Annotated in this window: 17 protein-coding genes; 4 read left to right on the top strand and 13 right to left on the bottom strand. The window is 66.4% G+C overall.

The features are described 5' to 3' along the window. Positions 1-126: 126 nt before the first annotated feature. The 11 genes from DID98_RS15770 to DID98_RS15720 all read right to left on the bottom strand — a co-directional run bounded on the left by DID98_RS15770 (position 127) and on the right by DID98_RS15720 (position 14,426). Positions 127-1,782: an APC family permease gene (locus DID98_RS15770; RefSeq protein ID WP_124521492.1), complete on the bottom strand. Its 1,656-nt coding sequence runs from the start codon at positions 1,780-1,782 to the stop codon at positions 127-129. Positions 1,783-1,958: 176 nt separating this feature from the next. After that, positions 1,959-2,822 (bottom strand): glycine betaine ABC transporter substrate-binding protein, encoded by an 864-nt coding sequence (locus DID98_RS15765; protein ID WP_044844355.1) that lies wholly within the window; start codon positions 2,820-2,822, stop codon positions 1,959-1,961. A gap of 149 nt (positions 2,823-2,971) precedes the next feature. Beyond that, complete coding sequence (locus DID98_RS15760) at positions 2,972-4,120, bottom strand: hybrid-cluster NAD(P)-dependent oxidoreductase (RefSeq protein ID WP_124521490.1); 1,149 nt, start codon at positions 4,118-4,120, stop codon at positions 2,972-2,974. Between the two features lie 27 nt (positions 4,121-4,147). Continuing rightward, positions 4,148-5,389, bottom strand: coding sequence for an SRPBCC family protein (locus DID98_RS15755; protein WP_124521488.1), 1,242 nt, complete (start codon positions 5,387-5,389; stop codon positions 4,148-4,150). A 52-nt stretch (positions 5,390-5,441) separates the two neighbouring features. Continuing rightward, a complete protein-coding gene (locus DID98_RS15750; protein ID WP_044844358.1) occupies positions 5,442-6,227 on the bottom strand; it encodes an electron transfer flavoprotein subunit beta/FixA family protein in 786 nt (261 codons plus the stop codon). Continuing rightward, positions 6,224-7,393 (bottom strand): electron transfer flavoprotein subunit alpha/FixB family protein, encoded by a 1,170-nt coding sequence (locus DID98_RS15745; RefSeq protein ID WP_124521487.1) that lies wholly within the window; start codon positions 7,391-7,393, stop codon positions 6,224-6,226. Before DID98_RS15745 ends, DID98_RS15750 begins: the two co-directional genes overlap by 4 nt. Before the next feature lie 4 nt (positions 7,394-7,397). Further along, positions 7,398-9,323: a (Fe-S)-binding protein gene (locus tag DID98_RS15740; protein WP_124521485.1), complete on the bottom strand. Its 1,926-nt coding sequence runs from the start codon at positions 9,321-9,323 to the stop codon at positions 7,398-7,400. A 3-nt stretch (positions 9,324-9,326) separates the two neighbouring features. Beyond that, complete coding sequence (locus DID98_RS15735) at positions 9,327-11,390, bottom strand: NADH:flavin oxidoreductase (RefSeq protein ID WP_044844361.1); 2,064 nt, start codon at positions 11,388-11,390, stop codon at positions 9,327-9,329. A gap of 73 nt (positions 11,391-11,463) precedes the next feature. Further along, positions 11,464-11,997 (bottom strand): DUF5943 domain-containing protein, encoded by a 534-nt coding sequence (locus DID98_RS15730; RefSeq protein WP_006488993.1) that lies wholly within the window; start codon positions 11,995-11,997, stop codon positions 11,464-11,466. Between the two features lie 139 nt (positions 11,998-12,136). Then, positions 12,137-13,108 carry a dipeptidase gene (locus tag DID98_RS15725; RefSeq protein WP_124521483.1) on the bottom strand — a complete coding sequence of 324 codons (972 nt, stop codon included), beginning with the start codon at positions 13,106-13,108 and terminating at the stop codon, positions 12,137-12,139. 43 nt (positions 13,109-13,151) lie between these two features. Further along, complete coding sequence (locus tag DID98_RS15720) at positions 13,152-14,426, bottom strand: serine hydroxymethyltransferase (RefSeq protein WP_044844363.1); 1,275 nt, start codon at positions 14,424-14,426, stop codon at positions 13,152-13,154. Positions 14,427-14,435: 9 nt separating this feature from the next. Here DID98_RS15720 and DID98_RS15715 point away from each other — a divergent pair, with 9 nt between their 5' ends. Then, positions 14,436-14,660: a hypothetical protein gene (locus DID98_RS15715; protein ID WP_124485147.1), complete on the top strand. Its 225-nt coding sequence runs from the start codon at positions 14,436-14,438 to the stop codon at positions 14,658-14,660. 224 nt (positions 14,661-14,884) lie between these two features. After that, positions 14,885-15,910 carry a GlxA family transcriptional regulator gene (locus tag DID98_RS15710; protein ID WP_124521481.1) on the top strand — a complete coding sequence of 342 codons (1,026 nt, stop codon included), beginning with the start codon at positions 14,885-14,887 and terminating at the stop codon, positions 15,908-15,910. 56 nt (positions 15,911-15,966) lie between these two features. On the opposite strand, the gene DID98_RS15705 is transcribed toward DID98_RS15710, so the two are convergent. Then, positions 15,967-17,379, bottom strand: coding sequence for a discoidin domain-containing protein (locus DID98_RS15705; protein ID WP_044844365.1), 1,413 nt, complete (start codon positions 17,377-17,379; stop codon positions 15,967-15,969). 283 nt (positions 17,380-17,662) lie between these two features. On the opposite strand from DID98_RS15705, the gene DID98_RS15700 reads away from it, so the two are divergent. Together DID98_RS15700 and DID98_RS35835 are read left to right on the top strand one after the other, a co-directional pair. Next, positions 17,663-19,084 carry a PLP-dependent aminotransferase family protein gene (locus tag DID98_RS15700; RefSeq protein ID WP_124521479.1) on the top strand — a complete coding sequence of 474 codons (1,422 nt, stop codon included), beginning with the start codon at positions 17,663-17,665 and terminating at the stop codon, positions 19,082-19,084. A gap of 8 nt (positions 19,085-19,092) precedes the next feature. Next, entirely contained in the window at positions 19,093-19,965 is an 873-nt protein-coding gene (locus DID98_RS35835; RefSeq protein WP_185640858.1) for an ATP-dependent serine protease, read from the top strand. A gap of 278 nt (positions 19,966-20,243) precedes the next feature. On the opposite strand, the gene fdhA is transcribed toward DID98_RS35835, so the two are convergent. After that, on the bottom strand, positions 20,244-21,440 hold the full coding sequence (gene fdhA, locus DID98_RS15680; protein WP_044844368.1) for a formaldehyde dehydrogenase, glutathione-independent: 1,197 nt from the start codon (positions 21,438-21,440) through the stop codon (positions 20,244-20,246). Positions 21,441-21,769: the final 329 nt, after the last annotated feature.

Here is a 21,769-nt window from a genome sequence, read left to right as displayed (position 1 = left end):
ACAAAAAACCCGACCGGCAGCATCTGCCGGTCGGGTTTTTTATCGCGTTGCGTTCGACGCGTCGCGCAACGGCCCCGGGTGCGGTGTCCGGGTTCGTCGCGCGACGCGCGTGCCGCGTTCAGATGCTTACTTCACCCACGCGAAGTAGTACGACAGCCAGATCGTCAGCGCAGCACCGACCAGCGCCGCATACGGCATCAGATTCAGCCACATCGCGCGCTTCGGCACTTCGAGTTCCATGTCGCGCTGCATCTGCGCGGGGAAACGGCCGCGATCCTGCCAGTAGTGACGATAGAGAAACACCGGCACGATCAGCAGCATCGCGATCAGCCCGTTGCGCAGCGTGCCTTCGCCCTGCAGGTTCGCGCCCGCGCCGACATAGACGAGATTCGCGTAGCCGCAGACCGAGCCGGCGACGAGCAGCCAGGTCGGGCAGCGGAACGGCCGATCCCAGTTGCCGCGGTCCATCCGGTGGATCCAGCCCGACTGAAGATTCAGGAATACGAACAGCATGTAGCAGACGTTCGAGATCGCCAGCACCGTCATGTAGTCCGACATCATCAGCAACACGAGGTTGAAGCCGAGGTCGGTCCACATCGCGCGCGTGGGCGAGCCGTGCTCGTTCACGTGCGACAGGTACTTCGGCAGCCAGCCGTCGACCGATGCCTGGTACAGCGTGCGCGACGAGCCCATCATCGACGTCATCACGATCAGCAGGATCGACAGCATCAGCATCACGACGACCGCGTTCGCGACCCACGCACCGCCACCGACGATCTTCGCCATCGCGGCCGCGACGCCGGTGCCGTCGCCGATCGCCGGGTCGAGCATCGCCTGCGTGCCGAGCGCGCCCTGGAACGCCATCGGCACGAGCGTCATCACGACGAGGCACAGCGCGCCCGACCAGAAGATCGCCTTCGCGGTGTCGCGACGCGGATCGCGGAATTCGCGCGTGTAGCAGACCGCCGTTTCGAAGCCGTACGACGCCCAGCCGGCCATGAACATCGCGCCGAGCGCCATCGTCACGCCCTGCCCGTTCCACGAACCGAAGGTCGCGGTCGTGAGGTTGCCTTGAGCGTCATGACCGAGCGGCAGCAGCGGAAGCAGGTTCGACATCGGCACGTCGCCGGTGACGAACGGAACGATGCCGACGATCAGCAGCGGCGTGAGCGACGCGATGCCGAGAATGCGCTGCGTGCGCGCAGCTTTCGATGCGCCGCTGTGCTGAAGCTTGAACGTGATGAGAAGCAGAATCGTCGCGATGATGAACGTCGCGTTGATTCGCAGGGAAAGACCCGGCTTGATGAACCCGAGATCCGCAACCTTGAACTGCCAGTGCAGCACCGCCGCGTCGGCGGGAAAGAGACTCGTGAGCGCATAGCTCGCCGCGAGGCCGCAGCCGAGCGCGAGCATCGGCGACCACGCGAGCCAGTTGCACCACACGGAAACCGGGGCAATCAGCTTGCTGTAACGGACCCAGCCGATCGCGCCGTATACCGACGCGCCGCCCGATTTATGGGGAAATAGTCCCGATATTTCCGCATAAGTCGCGCTTTGAATCAGCCCCATCGTGATCGCGGCGATCCAGATCGCCCACGCGGGCTGGCCGATCGTCGCGCATACGCCGCCGATCGTGAACAGCACGCCTGCCGGCACGCCGCTCGTCACCCAGAATGCGTCTTTCCAAGTCAGGCCACGATGCAGCGTGTGGCCCGTCGAATCATGTGAGATGGTTGCCTCAACGTCACTGGTGCGATTAGCACGCAGTCCTGCCTGACTCATCCAATTCCTCCTGTGATGACTCCGCACAAGGGCGCTAGTGTAACAAGTTACGCGCTTTTTTGCAGAATCAGTAAAAGAAAGCCGGGATATGCTTGCATGAAATTCCTATTACTTCGGATTCCTGCAAACATTCCCGGTCTATTTTTTTATGATTCGCGCGACGAATCGCCGCGGTCTTACTGCGCGCCTTCAGTCCACGAATTCACGCGGTCCGCATGCGCGGCAATCCATGCATCGGCGGCCGCTTCCGGCTTCGAACCGTTCTGGATCGCGAGCATCACGCTGTCGATCTCGCCCGGCTTCCACTGGAACTTCTTCAGGAACGCGACGACCGGCTTGGCCTTCGTTTCGAGCTGCGGGTTCGCGACGCTGTCGACGTGCTCCGCGCCGCCGAACACCTTCTTCGGATCCTCGAGGAAGCGCAGCTTCCACTTCGCGAACATCCAGTGCGGCGCCCAGCCGGTCACGATCACCGGCTTGTTCGCGCCGACGGAGCGCGACAGCTCGGCCGTCATCGCGCTGCCCGAACTCGGCATCAGCGTGTAGCTGAGGCCGTAGCTCTTGATCGCTTCGTCGGTCTTGCGCATCACGCCCGCACCCGCATCGATGCCGACGATCCGGCCGCCGAAGCTGCTTTTCTCGGCATTCAGATCTTCGATGCTCTTCGCCTTCACGTAGTCGGGGACGATCAGGCCGATCTTGGCGTCAGGGAAGTTCGCGCCGAGATCGACGACCTTCGACTTGTACTCGCCCCAGTAGGAGCCGTGCGTGACGGGCAGCCATGCGGACAGCGTCGCGTCGAGGTCGCCGCGCGCCACGCCCTGCCACATGATCCCGGCAGCCACCGGCACGAGCTGGACCTGGTAACCGAGCTTCTTCTCGATCACGCGTGCCGCGACGTTCGACGTCGCCACGCTGTCGTCCCAGCCTTCGACGTAACCGATCTTCAGCGTAGGCTTCGTATCCGCGAGCGCCGACGCGCTCAATGCCACCATCGCCGACAGTGCGCCGGTCCACAGCAGTTTTCCGAACAACTTCATGGTCGATCTCCTTGAAATGCGCACCGTGCGCGTTGTCTCTCTAGGTTCTTCAACCACAAATCCGCGGTATCGTTGTTTTCCGACGGATGCTTGTCCGGAGGCGACGCAACGCGACACGACGCGCCCGGACCGGCGATGGCTCGATACGACTACTTGTCGATCACGAGATCCGACAGCGGCTTGCTGCAGCACAGCAGCACCATCCCCTGATCGATCTCGCGCTGGCGGATGCCGCCGTTGTGCTTCATCTCGACCTGCCCCGACACGAGCTTCACCTTGCAGGTGCCGCACATGCCCTGCGTACACGACGCCGGCAGCCGCACGCCGGACTGGCGCGCCGCGTCGAGCACGTGCTGCTCGGAGCCGCACGAAATCTCGCGATTGCTCTTCGCGAAGCTGACCGTGTACTGCTTCGTCGCGACGTCGCCGTCGTTGGCCGCCGGCGCGAGTTCGGCGATCACCTCGTCGCTCGCGGTCTGCGCGAGCGTCTCGAACGAGAAGCTTTCCTCGTGATACTGCTTGCGGTCGAAGCCGGCTTCGTCGAGCAGGTCGCGCACGGCCTTCATGTACGGCGCGGGGCCGCACGTGAAGATCTCGCGCTCCATGAAGTCCGGTGCGATCAGCTTCAGCAGCGGCAGCGTCAGGAAGCCCGTGACGCCCGGCCAGTTGGTGCGTGCACCGACGCGCTCGACGACGAACGACGTGCGGAAATTCGTATGGTTCGACGCGATCAGGTCGAGCTCGCGCGCGAAGATGATGTCGTCCGGCGTACGTGCGCTGTGCACGAACAGGATGTCGCGATCCTCGGCGAGATCATGGTGCGCGCGGCTCATCGACATCAGCGGCGTGACGCCCGAACCGGCCGACAGGAACAGGTACTTGCGCGCCGGATGCCGCGCGCACGTGAATTCGCCGGCCGGGCCGAGCACGCGAACCGACGCGCCCGGCTGCAGGTTGTCGTGCAGCCAGTTCGACACCTTGCCGCCCGGCACGCGCTTCACCGTGATCGAGATCGTGTGCGGCCGCGCGGGCGACGACGAGATCGTGTAGCACCGGTTGATCGTCTCGCCGTCGATGTCGAGTTCGAGCGTGATGAACTGCCCCGGCTCGAAGGAAAACGCACGGCCTTGCGGCGAACGGAAGAAGAAACTCTTCACGTCGTGGGTTTCCTGACGCACGTGGCAGCACACCAGCGTTTCCTCGACGTCGCTCGTCCAGCGCTCGGGCAGCGCGCTCCAGAACGCCGGGTGCGTCACCCGGCTGTCCACCGGCTCGAAATTGGCCGAATCTCGCATCATGTGTAGCTCCACTTGCTGTCTGCTGTACTACGCGCCGATTTTTTCGGCGAGCCGGCCGATGTACCAGGCCGAGAATTTTTCGACGAGACCTTCCGTGTACGGCGAATACGGGCCCGGCTCGTATGCGCTGCTGGTCGCGCCGCGCTGCGAGAATTCGACGAGCGCGCGATCCTGGTCGTTGGTCGCGTTCCACACGGCCGTCAGGTTCTTCACGTCGTAGTCGATGCCTTCCTCCGCATCCTTGTGGACGAGCCACTTGGTGCGCACGAGCGTCTTGCCGGCCGACAGCGGAATCACCGAGAACGTCACGATGTGATCGCTCATGAAGTGATGCCACGAGTTCGGCTGCGTCCAGAACGACAGGCCGCCGAGGTCGGCCTGGTCGAACTGGCCGAGCAGCTTCTTCGATGCGACCTTCGCGTCGAGCGTCTGCGATTCGCCGTGGCGGTCGAGCGGCAGGCGCTGCGTGCGGAAGCCCGTCACGTCGAGCAGCTTTTCGATTTCGGCGGACGGCAGGCCCATCTCGGCCCACTCCTTGCCGCGGCGCACGCAGGTTTCAGCGAACGCGTCCATGCCTTCGGCGTTCGCGTCGGAGCGCTGGTAGCCGAAGCCGTATTCGTACAGCGAGATCGTCAGCTCGGGATGGTTCGCGACGCAGTGATAGCACTCGCGGTTGTTCTCCATCGTGAGCTTCCAGTTGCCTTCCTCGATGATGTCGATCTGCGCGGCGATCTTCGTGTTCGGCAGATCGTGCGGCAGCAGATACGGCTCCATCTGGGCGCGCAGCTGCGCGAAATCGACCGGCGGCTCCTCGGCGAGGCAGATGAAGATCAGGCCCGCGAGGTTCTGCACGTGCACCGACTTCAGGCTGTGCTTGCAGCGGTCGAACTTCTCGCCCATGTGCTCGGCGAACATCAGCTGGCCGGTCAGGTTGTAGGTCCAGCTGTGGTACGGGCACACGATGTTGCCGACCGAGCCCTTATCCTCGTTGCACAGGCGCGCGCCGCGGTGGCGGCACACGTTGTGGAACGCGCGGATTTCCATGTCGTCGTCGCGCACGATCAGGATCGAGTCGCTGCCCAGTTCCACGGTCACGTAGTCGCCCGGCTCGGGAATGTCCGGTTCGACCGCGACCTGGATCCAGTGCTGGCGGAAAATCGCCTCCATGTCGAGGGCGAAGATGTCCTCGCTCGTGTAGAACGGCGCCTCGAGGCTGTAACCTTCCTTGCGTCGCTCGATCAGTGCACGAATGTCTGCCGATACTTTCATCGTTTGCTCCGGATTCCTTGCGTCCCAGTGTGGTTGCCGACAGGCATCAAAATCAGTAGTCGATGAGCTGATGCTCGCGCAAATACGCGAGGATCACTTGTGCTTTTTCGACTGAACTCCCTTCATTTACGACGTTGCCGCCGCGGCTTTCGGTCGTGGTCGCGGACAGCATCCGGGCATGCCCCGAGCGCTTCTCGGCGGCGACCAGCTTTACGGGTTTACGCTCGATCGGGCCGACCTTCCAGGCCGCCGCATCGGCGTCCGCGCCGGTCGACGTGAGGGCCGGGCGGATCGCGCCGGCGCGCAGCCGCGCATACGCGTAGCGCGGCGCCACGTTGGCGAGCGGATGGACCGCGACGACGGCCGGCAGCGCCGCGTCGACGCGCCGCCGCAGCCCTTTCGGCAAGAATTGCCGGACCGCCGCGCGGCCGCCGTCGACCGTCACGTCGACGGCCGAGCCGACGAGCGGATAGCCGAGCGCCGCGGCGACGCGATACGGCAGCATCCCGGTGTCGTACGCGCCCTCGGCGCGCGTGCCGGTCAGCACGAGGTCGTAGCCTTCGACGCGCGCGGCGAGCGCATGCGCGGCATCGTCGCCGTCGTGGCAGGCCAGCACCTCGACCTGCCGCGCGCCGAGCGCGAGATATTCAGCAAGCGCTTCATTCGCGGGATCGCCCGCATGGATCACGTCGAGCTGCGCGCGATGCCGCTCCGCGAGCTGGCGGCCGACCTCGAGCGCGGCCGCGTCGTTGCGGCTGTAGCGCGCGGTGCCGCTGACGGGGTGCCGGCCGACGGACACGAGCACCGCGATGCGTTGCAACTGGCGGGGGGCGTTCATGCTGCGACTCCTTCGGTTTCACGCGAGCCGACCGCGGCCGGCGATTGTCCGCGCGACGCGCGCGCGGCCTGCACCTGTTCGATCAGCGCGGCGATCGTCGCCTGCGCGTCGCCCACCACCGTCAGGTTCGCGCGCTTCGCGATCGGCGCGCTGCCGTCGAGGTTCACCGCGATCACGTGACGGCAGTCCTTGATCCCCTGCAAGTGCTGCACCGCGCCCGAGATGCCGAACGCGATGTACACGCTCGCCTCGACCGTCTTGCCGGTCGCGCCCACCTGCTTGTCGCGCGTGAAGTGACCGTTGTCGACCGCGACGCGGCTCGCGCCGATCGCCGCGCCGAACGCGCCGGCCAGTTGTTCGAACGCGCCGATGTCGGACACGCCGTTGCCGGCCGACACGATGAAGTCGGCCTCCTCCAGCGCGACCTGCGCCGCGTCGATTTCCTCGAGGCCGAGATCGCGGTATGGCTGCGCCGCGTCTCCGGCCGGGCGGATGAAGTCGGCGGCCAGGCGCTCGCCGGCGCCGACGAACGGCAGTTTCGCCTCGACCGCGTTCTGCGCGAGCAGGATCACGTCGGGCAGCCCGCGCGTCGCAAACGCGCGGCCGGCCTGCGCATACGCGCCGACATGCTTCGCGTCGATCTCGACCACGTGGGTCGCGACGCTCGCGCCGGCGGCCGCCGCGTACCGCCGGCCGAGATCGCCGTCGCCGGTCGCGTTGTCGGGCACGAACACGTGCTTCGGCGCGAGCGCCGCGGCGCATGCCTGCAAGGCTTGCAATTCGCTTTCGGGCGCAAACGCGCGACGGTCGAAGTCGGCCAGCTCGATCAGCTTGTCGACGCCGAGTTCGGCGGCGTCATCCTTCAGTTCGCCGAATGCCAGCAGCGCGACTTCGGTCTGCGCGTCGGCGAGCACCGCGGCGGCGGCGATCGCCTGCCGCGCATGGTCGTCGAGCGCGCCGCGCTCGGCGTGCGCCACCACCAGCATCACGTGCTTCGGGTCCTGCACCGCGCGGCGCGGCTTCGCGGCCGCGGCGCCGTGGCCGTGCGCGGACCACTGCGCGGCGCTCGCATCGGCGCTGCCTTCCTCGCCGAGCGTGATGCGCTTCAGGCCCGCGGCCGTGATGATGAACGGCCGGCGCGGATCGATTCGTTTGATCGTGTTCATCGATTCACTCCAGCGAGGCGGCAACGAGTTCGGCCACGTCGAGCACGTCGGGGCGCGGGCCCACGACGCCTTCGAGCATCGCCGTGCAGTTCGGGCAACCGACCGCGACCACGTCCGCGCAGATCGCGCGCGCGTCGGCGATGCGGATGTCGGGAATACGCTGCTTGCCCGGGATGTCGGTCAGCGGCGCACCGCCGCCACCGCCGCAGCAGCGGCCGCGCATGCCGTTGCGCTCCATCTCGACGACCTGGATGCCGATCGTCTTCAGCAGCTTGCGCGGCGATTCCGTCTCGCCGTTGTAGCGGCCGAGGTAGCACGGGTCGTGATACGTGGTGCGCTTCTCGCGCAGCGACTCGACCGCCTTCGGCGCGATCTTGCCGCTGTCGGCCAGCTCCGCGAGGTAGGTCGTGTGATGCTTGACCGTCACGCGCAGCCCGAGCGCGCGGTATTCGTTGCGCAGGCTGTGCATCACGTGCGGGTCGGCCGTCACGATCTGCTTGTACGACAGCGAGCCGAGCGTGCCGATCAGGCGCTTCGCCATCTGCTGGAACGTCGCTTCGTCGCCGAGGCGGCGTGCGACGTCGCCGGTGTCGGTCTCGGTCCCGCCGAGCACCGCGTAGTCGACGCCCGCCTTGTTCAGCACCTTGACGAACGCGCGCAGCGTGCGCTGGTAACGCATGTCGAATGCGCCTTCACCCGCGACGAACAGCACGTCGACCGGCTTGCCCGGTTGCGCGACCGGCGCGTTCAGGTCGACCGACCAGTCGTAGCGCGCAGCCGTGTCGTAGCCACCCATCGTGCCCGTCTCGCGCAGGTTCGCGAGCACTTCCTGGCCCTTGCCCGGCACCGTGCCGTGCACCAGCGTGCGGTTGCGGCGCATGTCGACGATCGCGTCGACGTGCTCGATCAGCATCGGGCACTCCTGCACGCATGCGCGGCAGGTGGTGCACGACCACAGCGTCTGCTCCTCGATCAGGCCCGACACGATCGGGCCGTTCGGCTCGCCGCGATGCTGGCCGACCGCGAGGCCCGGCGTCGGGCTGCCGGCGTACGCGGCATCGGTGCCGCCCGCCATCCCGACGACGAGATCCTGGATCAGTTTCTTCGGGTTCAGCGGCTGGCCCGATGCGAACGCGGGGCACGCGGCTTCGCACTTGCCGCACTGCACGCACGCGTCGAAGCTCAGCAGCTGGTTCCAGCGGAATTCGACCGGCTTCGCGACGCCATACTCCTCGTGCTCGATGTCCGGCAGCTTCAGCGCGGTCGGCGGCGTGGCCGTGCCATTGCCCGTGAACGATTCACGGGTGGCCGCGAAACGCTCCTGGCGCGGGTGGAACGCAAGGTGCAGCAGACCGGCGATCGCGTGCTTCATCGGGCCGCCCTTCGCGGCGCCGACGGTCATCGTGAAGGCGCCGGCGCCGATCAGCAGCGCGCAGAGCACCGCGAACGCACCCGACATCGCGCCGGTCGGCACGACCATGAACAGCACGAGGCCGAGCGCGAACGAGCCGAGCAGCCAGGGCAGCGCGTTCCACGGGCCGCGCGACAGGCGCGCCGGCACGTCCTTCGCCGCGCGGCGGCGCCAGACGAACACCACGCCGACGAGCATCGCGAGCGCCGCGAGGAAGATCAGCTTGTCGAGCCACGGCGAGTAGATCGCGAGGCCGTAGTTGACGAACACCAGCGCGAGCGCGGCGATCGCGCCGCCGGCGGTCGCGACGTGGGTCTTCGCGATGTACGGATCGCGGGCGACCACATGGTGCAGGTCGACGAAGTAGCGCTTCGGGATCGCGAACAGGTTCGCGATGCCGAACGAGCCGGGCGCCGTCGCGCGCCCGAGACGCCAGTAGGACGAGCGCTTCGCGACCGCGAACGCGAGCCCCGCCACCGACAGCCACAGCAGTGCGGTAATGAGGAAAGCCGGATTCATTTTTTAGAAATCCTTGACGAGACGCAGCGAGTCGTAGATCGCACCGTGGACGTTGTGCATCGAGATGCAGTCGCCGACACGGAACAGCAGGAAGCGGCCGTTGCCCAGTTCCTCCGACAGGCACGGCTGCGGCTCGGCCGCGAACAGCGTGTGCGGATCGATCTGGCCGCGGTTCACCGACTCCGGCTTGAGCTTCCAGTACAGCTCGTCGTTCGGCGACGAACCGTTCTCGATCACGACCTGGTCGACCGCGCGCTCTTCCAGCTCCTCGGTGTATTCGTTGCGCAGCACGGCGATGATCTTGCCGTCTTCCTCGTACACGCGATCGAGCATCGTGTTCGGCGTCGGGATCACGCCGAGCGCGTACAGGCGGCGATAGAAGATCGGGAACGTCGTGCCGCCGCAATCGTCGGCCACCTTCACGTCGGGCGTCACCACCTCGACCTTCGAGCCGCGGCTCGCCATGAAGTCGGCCACGCCCGCGCCCGCATGCGTGCTCACGCCGTCGAACAGCAGCACGTTCTGCTTCGGCTCGACCTTGCCGGTCAGGATGTCCCACGAGCTGACGGCGAGACCTTCGGCCACGCCCCACGCCGGCACCTGCCACGTGAAGCTCGAACCGCCGGTCGCGAGCACGACGATGTCCGGCTTCTCGGCCATGATCATCTTCTCGTCGGCGGCGACGCCGAGGCGCCGGTCGACGCCGAGACGCTTGGTTTCCATGTCGAACCAGCGGATGATCCCCGACATCTGTTCGCGCTGCGGCGCCTTCGCGGCGATCATCACCTGGCCGCCGACTTCGGCGTTCTTCTCGAACAGCACGACGTCGTGGCCGCGCAGCTTCGCGACGCGTGCGGCCTCGAGCCCCGCGGGGCCCGCGCCGACCACCACCACCTTGCGCTTCGGGCCGCGCGACTTCTCGATGATGTGCGGCATCGTCGCTTCGCGCGACGTCGCGGCGTTCTGGATGCACAGCACGTCGAGGCCGTTGTACTGGCGGTCGATGCAGTAGTTCGCGCCGACGCATTGCTTGATTTCGTCTTCGCGGCCGTCGCGGATCTTGATCACCATGTGCGGATCGGCGATCTGCGCGCGCGTCATGCCGACCAGGTCGATCATGCCGTTCGCGAGCAGGCGCTCGGCCTGGCCCGCGTCGCGGATGCTCTGTGCGTGCATCACGGGAATCTTCACCACCGACTTGATGCCGGCCGCGAGGTGCACGAACGGCTCCGGCGGCAGCGCCATCGGCGGCATGCAGTTCGCGATCGTGTTGTGCGTGTCGCCGCCCGAGCCGACCACGCTCAGGTAGTCGATCAGGCCCGTCTCCGACATCGCCTGCGCGATTTCCTTCAGCGCTTCGTGATCGAGACCGTCCTCGTGGAATTCGTCGCCGCACATGCGCAGGCCGACGCAGAAATCCTTCCCGACCGCTTCACGCACGGCCGTCAGCACTTCGATGCCGAAGCGCAGACGGTTCTCGAGGCTGCCGCCCCATTCGTCGGTGCGGTGGTTCGAACGCTTGCTCCAGAACTGGTCGATCAGGTGCTGGTGCGCGGCGGAGATTTCGATGCCGTCCATGCCGGCGGCCTTCACGCGCTTCGCGGCGGCCGCGAAGTCGCCGATGATGCGGCGGATTTCCTCGATCTCGATGATCTTCGCGTTACCGCGGTGCACCGGCTCGCGCACGCCCGACGGCGACATCAGGTGCGGCCAGTGCTCGCCGTGGAACGACGAGCGGCGGCCCATGTGCGTCGCCTGGATCATGATCTTCGCGCCGTGCTTGTGCATCGTGTCGGCGAGACGCGTGAGCGGGTCGATGATCTTGTCGTTCGACAGGTTCACCGACTTCCACCAGCCCTGCGGGCTGTCGATCGACACGGGGCTCGAGCCGCCGCAGATCGCGAGGCCGACGCCACCCTTCGCCTTCTCTTCGTAGTAGCGGATGTAGCGGTCGCCCGGCAGGCCGCCCGGCTCGGCATACACCTCCGCGTGCGCGGTGCTGACGATCCGGTTGCGCAGCGTCAGCTGGTTCAGCTGCATGGGTTTGAACAGGTGGGGATAACGCATCGCAGGCGACCTCTGGCGTTCGAATGTCTCGTGTTGCGGGTGTTGTTTGTTGCTGTGTCGTCGGGTCGGCGCGTCAGTGCGCGATCGGCGACACTTCGAAGACGCAGTGATCGTGGTGCTCGGCCGCACACTGCACTTCCTTCGACTGCGCGCGCGGCGCGCCCTTGCCTTCCGGCGTCGTGTCGTTGACCCAGTCCATCGCGCCGGCGAACCAGCCCGCGAACATGTAGCAGAGCTTGCCTTCCTTGCCCGGCTGCTGGAGCACGAACGACGAGTGGCGCAGCTCGATCTTCGCGCGTGCGCTGGCCGGATCGGCCTCGATGATCGAGAACAGGCCCCAGCCGCGTTGCGACAGGCGCTTCAGGTAGTGCTCGAACACCGCCATGCCGGTGAGGCCGTGCAGCTTCGCTTCCTTGTCGCACCAGTGGTACGCGGACTTGTAGCCGGCCTTGTAGAGGATCTCGGCATACGCCTCGACGCCGAGCGCTTCCTCGACGGCGACGTGGTTGTTCGTGAAGAAGTGGCGCGGCACGTACAGCATCGGCAGCGCGTCGGTGGTCCAGACGCCGGTATCGGGATCGACGTTGATCGGCAGTTGCGGTTGCATCGTGGTGACTCCGTGAGGAAAATTGGCCGCGCGGCTCAGGCGCAGGCACGACATCGTCCGCGTGCCCGCGCGACAGGCGCCGGCACGTCCCGATTGTTCTAGTGTTGAATCGCGGGTGGCGGTTCGGCTCGGCGGGTGCTTACGCGCCCCACACGTCCTTGAACACGCGCACCCAGTTCTCGCCCATGATCTTGCGGATGCGCGACTCCTTCCAGCCGTGGCGTTCCATCGCCGCGGTCAGGTTCGGGAATTCGCCGATCGTGCGGATGCCGTCCGGGTTGATCACCTTGCCGAAGTTCGTCAGCTGGCGATAGCGGCCCTTGTCATGCGTCAGCATGTCGAAGAATTCCTTCGCGAAATCCTGCGTGAAGTCCGTGCCGATGCCGACCGCGTCTTCGCCGATCAGGTTCACGACGTAGTCGATCGCCTCGATGTAGTCGTCGATGTTCGCCTCGATGCCGCGCTTCAGGAACGGCGCGAACATCGTCACGCCGACGAAGCCGCCGGCGTCGGCGATTTCCTTCAGCTGCGCGTCGCTCTTGTTGCGCGGATGTTCCTTCAGGCCCGACGGCAGGCAGTGCGAGTAGCACACCGGCTTCTTCGAGAACGCGATCGCTTCCGACGACGTGTTGCCGCCCACATGCGACAGGTCGACCATGATGCCGACGCGGTTCATCTCGGTGATCACTTCGCGGCCGAAGTCCGACAGGCCGCCGTCGCGCTCGTAGCAGCCGGTGCCGACCAGGTTCTGCGTGTTGTAGCAGAGCTGCACGACGCGCACGCCCATGTCGGCGAACGCCTCGATGTAGCCGAGGTTGTCCTCGAACGCGTGCGCGTTCTGGAAGCCGAGGATGATCCCCGTCTTGCCTTCCTTCTTCGCGCGGAAGATGTCGTCGGTCGTGCGCACCAGCGTCAGCAACTCGCTGTTCTCGCGGATCTTCTGCTTCATCACGCCGATGTTGTCGACGGTCTTGGTGAAGTTCTCCCACACCGATACCGTGCAGTTCGCGGCCGTGATGCCGCCCTTGCGCATGTCCTCGAACACCGGCTTCTCGAACTTCGAGATGTTCAGTCCGTCGATGATGATGCTGTCCTGATGCAGCGTGCTCATATCTGCCTCTCGCTCCAGTCTCTGCTGTATGTGGGGTCGTCGATCAGTAAATCGGGAAGCGCTCGCAAAGCGCGAAAATCTCGCGGCGCACGCGCTGTTCGGTCGCGTGGTCGCCTTCGGGGTTCGCGCGCAGCGCGTCGAACACTTCGAGAATCAGGCGGCCGACTTCGCGGAACTCCGCGACGCCGAAGCCGCGCGTCGTGCCGGCCGGCGTGCCGAGGCGGATGCCCGACGTGACGGTCGGCTTCTCGGTGTCGAACGGAATGCCGTTCTTGTTGCAGGTGATGCCCGCGCGTTCGAGCGCCTGCTCGACCGGCGCGCCCTTCAGGCCCTTGGGGCGCAGGTCGACCAGCAGCAGGTGGTTGTCGGTGCCGCCGGTGACGAGGTCGACGCCACCCGCCTTCAGCACTTCGCCGAGGGCCTGCGCGTTCGCGAGCACGTTGTCGATGTAGGTCTTGAAGTCCGCATGCAGCACTTCGCCGAACGCGACGGCCTTGCCGGCGATCACGTGCATCAGCGGACCGCCCTGCAGGCCGGGGAACACGGCCGAGTTGATCTTCTTCGCGATCTCTTCGTCGTTGGTCAGCACGAAGCCGCCGCGCGGGCCGCGCAGCGTCTTGTGCGTGGTCGACGTGACGACGTGCGCGTGCTCGACCGGATTTGCATGGCGGCCGGCGGCGATCACGCCCGCGATGTGCGCCATGTCGACCATCAGCTTCGCGCCGACGCTGTCGGCGATCGCACGGAAGCGGGCGAAGTCCAGCGCGCGCGGGTACGCCGAGAAGCCGGCGATGATCAGGCTAGGCTTGTGCTCGTGCGCGAGTGCCTCGACCTGGTCGTAGTCGATCCGCATCGTGTCGCGGTTCACGCCGTACTGCACGGCGTTGAACCACTTGCCCGACAGCGCCGGCTTCGCGCCGTGCGTCAGGTGGCCGCCGGCGTCCAGCGACATGCCGAGCACCGTGTCGCCCGGCTTCGCGAGCGCGAGCATCACCGAACCGTTCGCCTGCGCGCCCGAGTGCGGCTGCACGTTCGCATAGCCGGCGTTGAAGATCTGCTTCACGCGCTCGATCGCCAGCGCCTCCACCTCGTCCGCGAATTCGCAGCCGCCGTAGTAACGCTTGCCCGGATAGCCTTCCGCATACTTGTTGGTGAGCACCGAACCCTGGGCCTCCAGCACCGCGCGCGACACGATGTTTTCCGACGCGATCAGCTCGACCTGCGACTGCTGGCGCTCGAGTTCCTTCAGGATGGCGCTGCGCACCGGCGCGTCGCGCTCGGCGAGGGGCTGCGAGAAGAAAGGCTGGGTGTTCGACATAGTGCGTCCGTGACGAAGAATAAAGGGCGTGAAACCGAAGCTCGAGGCCCGCCATACCTGGGTTTCCAGCGCATCCAGTGCAAGGCTGCCGACGGCTCTATTCTTGTCGTTCGGATTTTCGACGGATTGATGAATTTAGACGCGTTCTTTACCTTTTCCGCCATGCGCGTCCGTTTTGTACAAGTGACCGGTCGTGCTTTTTGGGATGACGAGGCAAGCCGGCGTGTGCGGTGAATTCGCGGTTCACCGATGGACAGGCACTTCGCCGGTGCCTGTGCTGTGCGTCCCGGGTGCAGCGCGGCCCGCTTACGGTGCAGTGCAGCATCCGCCCCGCGCCCATACAACGTATGGAGCTAGGGTTTAGCCGTATGGCACGGTTGTTGCGCTCGCTCCCACAATACGGCAGCCCGATCCGTGCCTCGGGCTAAAAGCTATTAGAGATTCAAGGAACGCTCCCCATGTCGCCCGACCGCACAGCGTCGCTGTCCCACTTCGCGTTCATGCCTTTACCGAACTTCACGATGATCGCGTTCACCAATGCGATCGAGGTGCTTCGGATGGCGAACTACCTGAGCGGCCAGCCGCTCTACCGCTGGTCGATCATCAGCCCGGACGGCGGCCCGGTCACGGCGAGCAATGGCCTCACGGTCGACACGGGCCCGGCCGAGTGCGTCGGGCAGCCGGATATCGTATTCGTGTGCGGCGGCGTCGACGTGCAGCGCGCGACCACGCCCGCCCATCTGTCGACGCTGCGCCGCTTCGCGCGTTCGGGAATTCCGCTCGGCAGCCTGTGCACGGGCACCTATGCGCTCGCGAAGTCGGGGCTGCTCGCGGGCTACGCGTGCGCGATCCACTGGGAAAACATGTCGGCGCTGAAGGAAGAGTTTCCGGACACGCGCTTCCTGAAGGAACTGTTCGTGGTCGACCGCGATCGCATCACATGCACGGGCGGCGTCGCGCCGCTCGACATGATGCTGAACCTGATCGCCGCGCGGATAGGCACGCCGCGCGTCACGCAGATCGCCGAGCAGTTCATCGTCGAACACGTGCGCGACACGAGCGCGCAACAGCGGATGCCGCTCGTCGCGCGGCTCGGCTCGGCGAACAAGTCGCTGTTCGAAGTGATTTCGCTGATGGAGAACAACATCGAGGAACCGCTGTCGCGCGAGGAACTCGCGCGGCTCGCGAACATGTCGCAGCGGCAGTTGCAGCGCCTGTTCCGCGAACACCTCGGGATGACGCCCACGCACTATTACCTGACGCTGCGGCTGCGCCGCGCGCGCGAGCTGCTGCTGCAGACCGACATGTCGATCATGCACATCACGATGGCGTGCGGCTTCCAGTCGGCATGCCACTTCAGCAAGAGCTATCGCGACGCGTTCGGCGTCGCGCCGACGCGCGAACGCCGCAAGCAGGTCGCGCCGCTCGCGCAGGGCGCGGCGACATCCGCGCCGGCGTTTCCGGCGCATGTGATTCATGCGTGACGCACGAGTTGCGCGATAAAAAAAAAGCGGCCTCGAAGGCCGCTTTTTGCTGGTGCTTACGATCCCCACACCTGCATTTCGTCGAGCGAATACCCCCACTGCGTCGCCCGCTTCGTACCGAGCATCCGCACGTAGCGCCCCTGCGCATTCAGGTTCGGCAACGTGACGTGACCGTACGACACGCCGTTGTTCGTCGAGTAGACCGTCGTCCAGTTCGCGTTGTCGTTCGACGTCTGGATCTGGTACACGAGCGCGCCCGCGTCCCAGTAGAGATCGACGCTGCTGATCTTCTTCACCGCGCCGAGATCGACGGAGATCCATTGCGGATCGACGCCCGCCCCTTCCGGCGAATCCCAGCGCGTGCTGGTCGTGTTGCCGTCGAACGCCTTGTCCGCCGTCAGCGATGTGTTGTAGCTCGCCGACGCGGCAGCCGGCCGCCCTTGCGACAGCAGCGTCGGCTGCGCGGCGGCCGGGCCGCCGTAGTAGCTCGAGCCGAGCTTCGCCTTGGTCGTGTCCGCGTTCACGCCGAACTGCGACAGGCTCCAGCGCTGGCCGGTCGTCACGTCGCCGACGTAGAGCTGGTAGCCGCCCGCCGTCGTCGACGAGAAGAACACGTAGTTCGTGCCGGTCACCGGCGCCGGGTCCGAGTTGTTGCTCACGCAGTCGTTGATCGGCAGCGCGTTCGGCGTCGATGCCGGGTCCGCGGTCTTCGTGTAGATCTGGTCCGCGCCGCCGCTATCCTTCCAGCGTGCATAGAACACCATGCCGTCGCCGCGTACGATCGGATAGTAGGTCTGCAGACCGGCCGGATGATCGAACGTGGCGGTCGCGCCGGTCGCGATCGTGCGCTTCATCAGCCCCATGTTCGAGCCGGTGCCCGTCGCGTAGTAGACGGCGCTCGCGTCCGGCGCGAGGAACGGCATCGAGTATTCGGCGCCGGCCGGTGCGTTCGTCAGGCTCACGACCGACGTGAACACCGGGCCCGCGCTCGTGTACGACAGCGTGCCCTGCTTCACGTCGCCGTTCTGCTTGAACACGAGCGTCTTGCCGTCGGCGCTGAATTTCGGATCTTCGTTGCGCGTCGCGCCGGTGCTGTTCGTCAGGTTCACGGGCGGCGTGCCGGCGCCGAGCTGCAGCATGAACACGTTCCATGCGCCGTTGCTGATGCCCATGAACGCGAGCCACTTGCCGTCGGGGCTGAACACGCCGTTCATCGGATCGGTGATGCCCCAGCTGCTCTTGCTCAACTGCGTGAGCGTATGGGCCGAAAAATCGTACAGGAACAGCTGGCTCGTGCCGTCGCCGTAGTTGACGTAGCTGTGATAGACGAGCTTGCCGGTCAGCGCCGCGGGAAACGACGCGTTGGATTGAGTCGGAGGATTGCTGATGCAGGCCGCTTCGGCGGCACCACTGGACAGGTTGAGAGCGATGCCGGCCACGAGGCCCGCAGCGAGGAACTTCGATTTCACGCTGATTGCTTCCGGGAAAGGTAGGGACGGAGCGGCCCGGGTCCCGCACACGGTGCACGGGGATCACGGGTCCGCCATCGGAGGGCGCGAACTCGGTATCGATCACGCATCGGGAATGAAACTTGCGCAGGATGCCTGCTCGCTCGTCTGAAGAAAAGGCTCAAAGTGAGTCGAAAACAACCGGATCAGCGACAGGCGCATCAGCGTTTGAGGGCGGGATTGAACGCGGCGGAGGCCGTGCTACTCTTTTTTCACGACGGCCGCGATCGGCCGGAGGGCAGGCATGAAGCGTTATGCGGCGCTGGCTCAGACGATTGGCGACGCGATCCGGCGTGGCGACCTCGGGCCCGGCGCGCGTATCCCGACCGTGCGCGCAGCGTGCCGCGCTTACCGTGTAAGTCCATCCACCGTGTTTCGCGCGTACTACAAGCTCGAAAGCGAGGGCCTGATCACCGCGCGTGCGCGCTCCGGATATTTCGTTGCGAACCTGGATGACAAGCGCGTGCGCGCGGGTCACGACACCCCGCGCAAACCGGCTGCGCCGCAGGCCGGCGACAACGATGTGCTGTTCCGCTTGCTCGACTCGCTCAAATTCGACGACATCGTGCCGCTGGGTTCCGCATTCGCGAGCTATTCGCTGTTTCCGATGAGCAGCCTGTGGCGGTATGCGGCGGCGGCGGCCCGCAACATGGACCGCGCGAAACTGCTGGCCGGACTGCCGCCCGGCCATGAAGCGCTGCGCCGCCAGATCGCACTGCGCTACCTGAACGCGGGCGCGTCATTGCCGATGGAAGAGATCGTCATCACGACCGGCGCGGCCGAAGCGCTGACGCTGAGCCTGCAGGCGCTCACGCGCCCCGGCGACATCGTCGCGATCGAACGTCCGGCCTACCACGCGGTACTGCAGGCCGTGCGGCGGCTGCATCTGAAGGCCATCGAAATCCCGGTGGATCCGCGCACCGGCCTCGATCTCGATGCGCTCACCGACGCGCTCGACACGCATCCGGTGCGCGCCTGCTGGTTCATGACCTCGTTCCACAACCCGACCGGCGCGACGCTGCCCGACGAGCGCAAGCGCGCGCTGATCGAGCTGCTCGCGTCGCACCGCGTGCCGCTGATCGAGGACGACGTGTTCGGCGAACTGCACTTCGGCCCGACGCCCACGCGGCCCGCGAAGCTGTACGACGAAAGCGGGCTGGTGCTGCATTGCGGTTCGTTCTCGAAGTGCCTCGCCCCCGGTTTCCGGGTCGGCTGGGTCGCGGCCGGACGCTACGTGAAGCAGATCAGGCAGGTGAAGAACGCGAGCGCGCCGGCGGCCGACGTGCCCGCGCAGATGGCTGTATCCCGCTACCTGCTCAACGGCGCGTACGACCGCTTCCTGCGCAGGCTCCGCCGCAACCTGGCGGCGCACCAGGCACAGATGCTGGCGGCCGTCCGCGCGTACTTCCCGCCCGACACGGCGGTGCATGCCCCGCGCGGCGGGTATTTACTGTGGATCGAATTGCCGCCGCACGTGGATGCGATGCGGTTGTTCGGCGACGCGATGAAAAACGGCGTCAGCCTCGCGCCCGGGCCGATTTTTTCCATGACGGGCGCCTTTCACCGCTACGTCCGGCTGAACTACGGCCGGCCGTGGACCCCTGCCGTCGAGGACGCGATGCAAACCCTCGGGACGCTCGCGGGGCGGCAACGACAGACGAGGTAGCAACGACCATGCAAGTCCTGCCCATCCGGAAAGTCCGCACGCGCGACACGTTGCGCGGCGCACTGAACCTGCGCGCCGAGCCGCGCGATGCCGTCAGCCAGCGCTGCCGGCAATGCGGCTTCATGGCATTCCGCGCCACCGAGCAATGCCCCGTCTGCGGACTCGGGGACTGGCCGTTCGCGCCGCTGCGCGAATCGAGCGAATCGATCGAATCGATCGAATCGAGCGAATCGAGCGAATCGAGCGAATCGAGCGAATCGAGCGACCAGGGCAACCGGAGCGACGAAGCGCAGGCCGCTCCTCCGCACGACGCGCTCCCCGTCCCGACATGGTCGTCGCGGATCGGCGCCGCGGTGCGCAGCGCGGCGATCCGGCGGCCGAGCGCGTCGAGCGCGCCGCTGCTGAGCATCCTGACCCTCGTGCTGCTGGTCGGCGGCTATGTGACGTTCGACCGGACGTGCAAGGCCGACCCGGTCTGCCGCGGCCAGGGCGCGCCGGCGCCAGCGGCAAACGACGCCAGTCTGCATGCGGCCGACGCGCAGACGTTGCCGGTCGTGCCCGCGCCCGTCTATGCATTTCATCCGGCCGACCACCCGGCGCTCGACACCGACCGGCTTGCCGCCGCCGACCGGCTGGACGCAACCGATCGAGCAGGCTATGCCGGCACGAGCCGACACATGACCGGACGCACGGCAACCACGGTCGCGCGGCACGCACCGGCGGTGCGCGCGCGCAGCGGTACTCGCGTCGTCAACTGGAAAGGCGGCGCTACCGCGACGCGACACGCGCACGCGATCCGCCGCGTGAGCCTGCATACGCGCCACGGTCGGCGCGCGACGGCAAGCGCGACCCAAGTGGCCATGGTCTATCGCGCGCACTGAGCGCCGGGCGCGCCGGAATTCGGCGCGATCGCGGCCGCGATGCTGTCGTACGGGATCGCCGCATACGACTCGAAGCGCAAGCCGGCGAGCGTCCGGCCGTTCGTGTCGGCGTTCGGCAGCCGGTTGGCCGCGGCGATCGGTCTCGTGCCGCACGCCATATCGCAGCAATCGCGGGCCGCAGCGATCAGGGTTCGCCTGCGCCGGCAGCACCCGGCCACAGCAAAAACGGGCGGCACCGTTTCCGGTACCGCCCGTTTCATGTTCCGCCCGTTCGTGCGTCAGGCCGCCAGCAAGCCGTGCGGATCGATCACGAATTTGCGCGGCGCGCCGCCGTCGAACTTCTTGTAGCCTTCCGGCGCCTGATCGAGCGAGATCACCTCGACGTTGACGATCTTCGCGATCGGCAGACGGTCGAACAGGATGGCCTGCATCAGGTTGCGGTTGTACTTCAGCACCGGCGTCTGGCCCGTGAAGAACGAATGCGACTTCGCCCAGCCGAGGCCGAAGCGGATGCTCAGGCTGCCGTGCTGCGCGGCCTTGTCCTTCGCGCCCGGATCGTCCGTCACGTACAGGCCCGGAATGCCGATCGCGCCGGCCGGACGCGTGATTTCCATCAGCGAGTTCAGCACCGTCGCGGGCGCTTCCTCGGAATGGCCCGACGAACCGTGGCCGTGCGCCTCGAAGCCGACGCAGTCGACCGCGCAGTCGATCTCCGGCACGCCGAGGATCTGCTCGATCTGCTCGCCGAGCGACGCGTCCTTCGACAGGTCGACCGTCTCGAAGCCCATCGCCCGCGCGTGCGCGAGGCGTTCCGCGTTCATGTCGCCGACGATCGTGACCGCCGCGCCGAGCAGGCGCGCCGATGCGGCCGCCGCCATCCCGACCGGGCCCGCGCCCGCGATGTAGACCGTCGAGCCCGGCTTCACGCCCGCGCTCACCGCACCGTGATAACCGGTCGGCAGAATGTCGGACAGGCAGGTCAGGTCGCGGATCTTCGCCATTGCCTGGTCGCGGTCCGGGAATTTCAGCAGGTTGAAGTCGGCGTACGGCACGAGCACGTACTCGGCCTGGCCGCCGATCCAGCCGCCCATGTCGACGTAGCCGTATGCGCCGCCGGCTCGCGACGGGTTCACGTTCAGGCACACGCCCGTATGCGTGTCCTTGCACATCGCGCAGCGGCCGCACGCGACGTTGAAGGGCACCGACACGAGATCGCCGATCTTCAGCGTCTCGACGTCGCGGCCCACCTCGACCACTTCGCCCGTGATCTCGTGACCGAGCACGAGGCCGATCGGCGCGGTCGTGCGGCCGCGCACCATGTGCTGGTCGGAACCGCAGATGTTCGTGCTGACCACTTTCAGGATCACGCCGTGGCCGATCGCGCGGCCGGTCGGATCGACCATCTTCGGATAATCGATCTTCTGAACTTCGACCTTGCCCGGCCCAAGATAGACGACACCTCGATTGCTGCTCATCGTATTGTCTCCATGTCTCGTTGGATGGCGCTGCTGTGCGCCGGCAGATGCGGTGCTACGCAACGTGCTGTTCGAGAGTAGTCCCGGAGGTGGGGGCGTCGATGTCTCAAACGCGACACGCGTTTGATCGGTGCCGACATCGGTGGCGGAAATGCGAAAGTCGGGCCGGAAAAGGGGTGCGTGGTGGGGGCTGCAGGAGATGCAGGCCGCGAGGCCGCCGGAGCCGCCGATCGGCGCGAACGACCCGCCAATCCGTGCGTTGGTCGGGTGCGTTGATTGGTACCTTGATCGGGGCCTTGATCCGGGGGCGCCGATCGGGTGCCCTATTC

It is taken from the genome of Burkholderia sp. Bp8984 (genome assembly GCF_003853755.1).
Lineage (GTDB): Bacteria > Pseudomonadota > Gammaproteobacteria > Burkholderiales > Burkholderiaceae > Burkholderia.
The sequence above is the reverse complement of the archived record's forward strand: the minus strand, read 5'-3'. Positions and strand labels throughout refer to the sequence as shown.

Bases quoted from the DNA above. Each gene is read 5' to 3' on its own strand.
- DID98_RS15725 (WP_124521483.1), bottom strand. From the start codon at position 13,108: ATGAGCACGCTGCATCAGGACAGCATCATCATCGACGGACTGAACATC.
- DID98_RS15755 (WP_124521488.1), bottom strand. From the start codon at position 5,389: ATGAAAGTATCGGCAGACATTCGTGCACTGATCGAGCGACGCAAGGAA.
- DID98_RS15710 (WP_124521481.1), top strand. From the start codon at position 14,885: ATGTCGCCCGACCGCACAGCGTCGCTGTCCCACTTCGCGTTCATGCCT.
- DID98_RS15750 (WP_044844358.1), bottom strand. From the start codon at position 6,227: ATGAACGCCCCCCGCCAGTTGCAACGCATCGCGGTGCTCGTGTCCGTC.
- fdhA (WP_044844368.1), bottom strand. From the start codon at position 21,440: ATGAGCAGCAATCGAGGTGTCGTCTATCTTGGGCCGGGCAAGGTCGAA.
- DID98_RS15770 (WP_124521492.1), bottom strand. From the start codon at position 1,782: ATGAGTCAGGCAGGACTGCGTGCTAATCGCACCAGTGACGTTGAGGCA.
- DID98_RS15735 (WP_044844361.1), bottom strand. From the start codon at position 11,390: ATGCGTTATCCCCACCTGTTCAAACCCATGCAGCTGAACCAGCTGACG.
- DID98_RS35835 (WP_185640858.1), top strand. From the start codon at position 19,093: ATGCAAGTCCTGCCCATCCGGAAAGTCCGCACGCGCGACACGTTGCGC.
- DID98_RS15765 (WP_044844355.1), bottom strand. From the start codon at position 2,822: ATGAAGTTGTTCGGAAAACTGCTGTGGACCGGCGCACTGTCGGCGATG.
- DID98_RS15720 (WP_044844363.1), bottom strand. From the start codon at position 14,426: ATGTCGAACACCCAGCCTTTCTTCTCGCAGCCCCTCGCCGAGCGCGAC.
- DID98_RS15740 (WP_124521485.1), bottom strand. From the start codon at position 9,323: ATGAATCCGGCTTTCCTCATTACCGCACTGCTGTGGCTGTCGGTGGCG.
- DID98_RS15700 (WP_124521479.1), top strand. From the start codon at position 17,663: ATGAAGCGTTATGCGGCGCTGGCTCAGACGATTGGCGACGCGATCCGG.
- DID98_RS15745 (WP_124521487.1), bottom strand. From the start codon at position 7,393: ATGAACACGATCAAACGAATCGATCCGCGCCGGCCGTTCATCATCACG.
- DID98_RS15730 (WP_006488993.1), bottom strand. From the start codon at position 11,997: ATGCAACCGCAACTGCCGATCAACGTCGATCCCGATACCGGCGTCTGG.
- DID98_RS15760 (WP_124521490.1), bottom strand. From the start codon at position 4,120: ATGATGCGAGATTCGGCCAATTTCGAGCCGGTGGACAGCCGGGTGACG.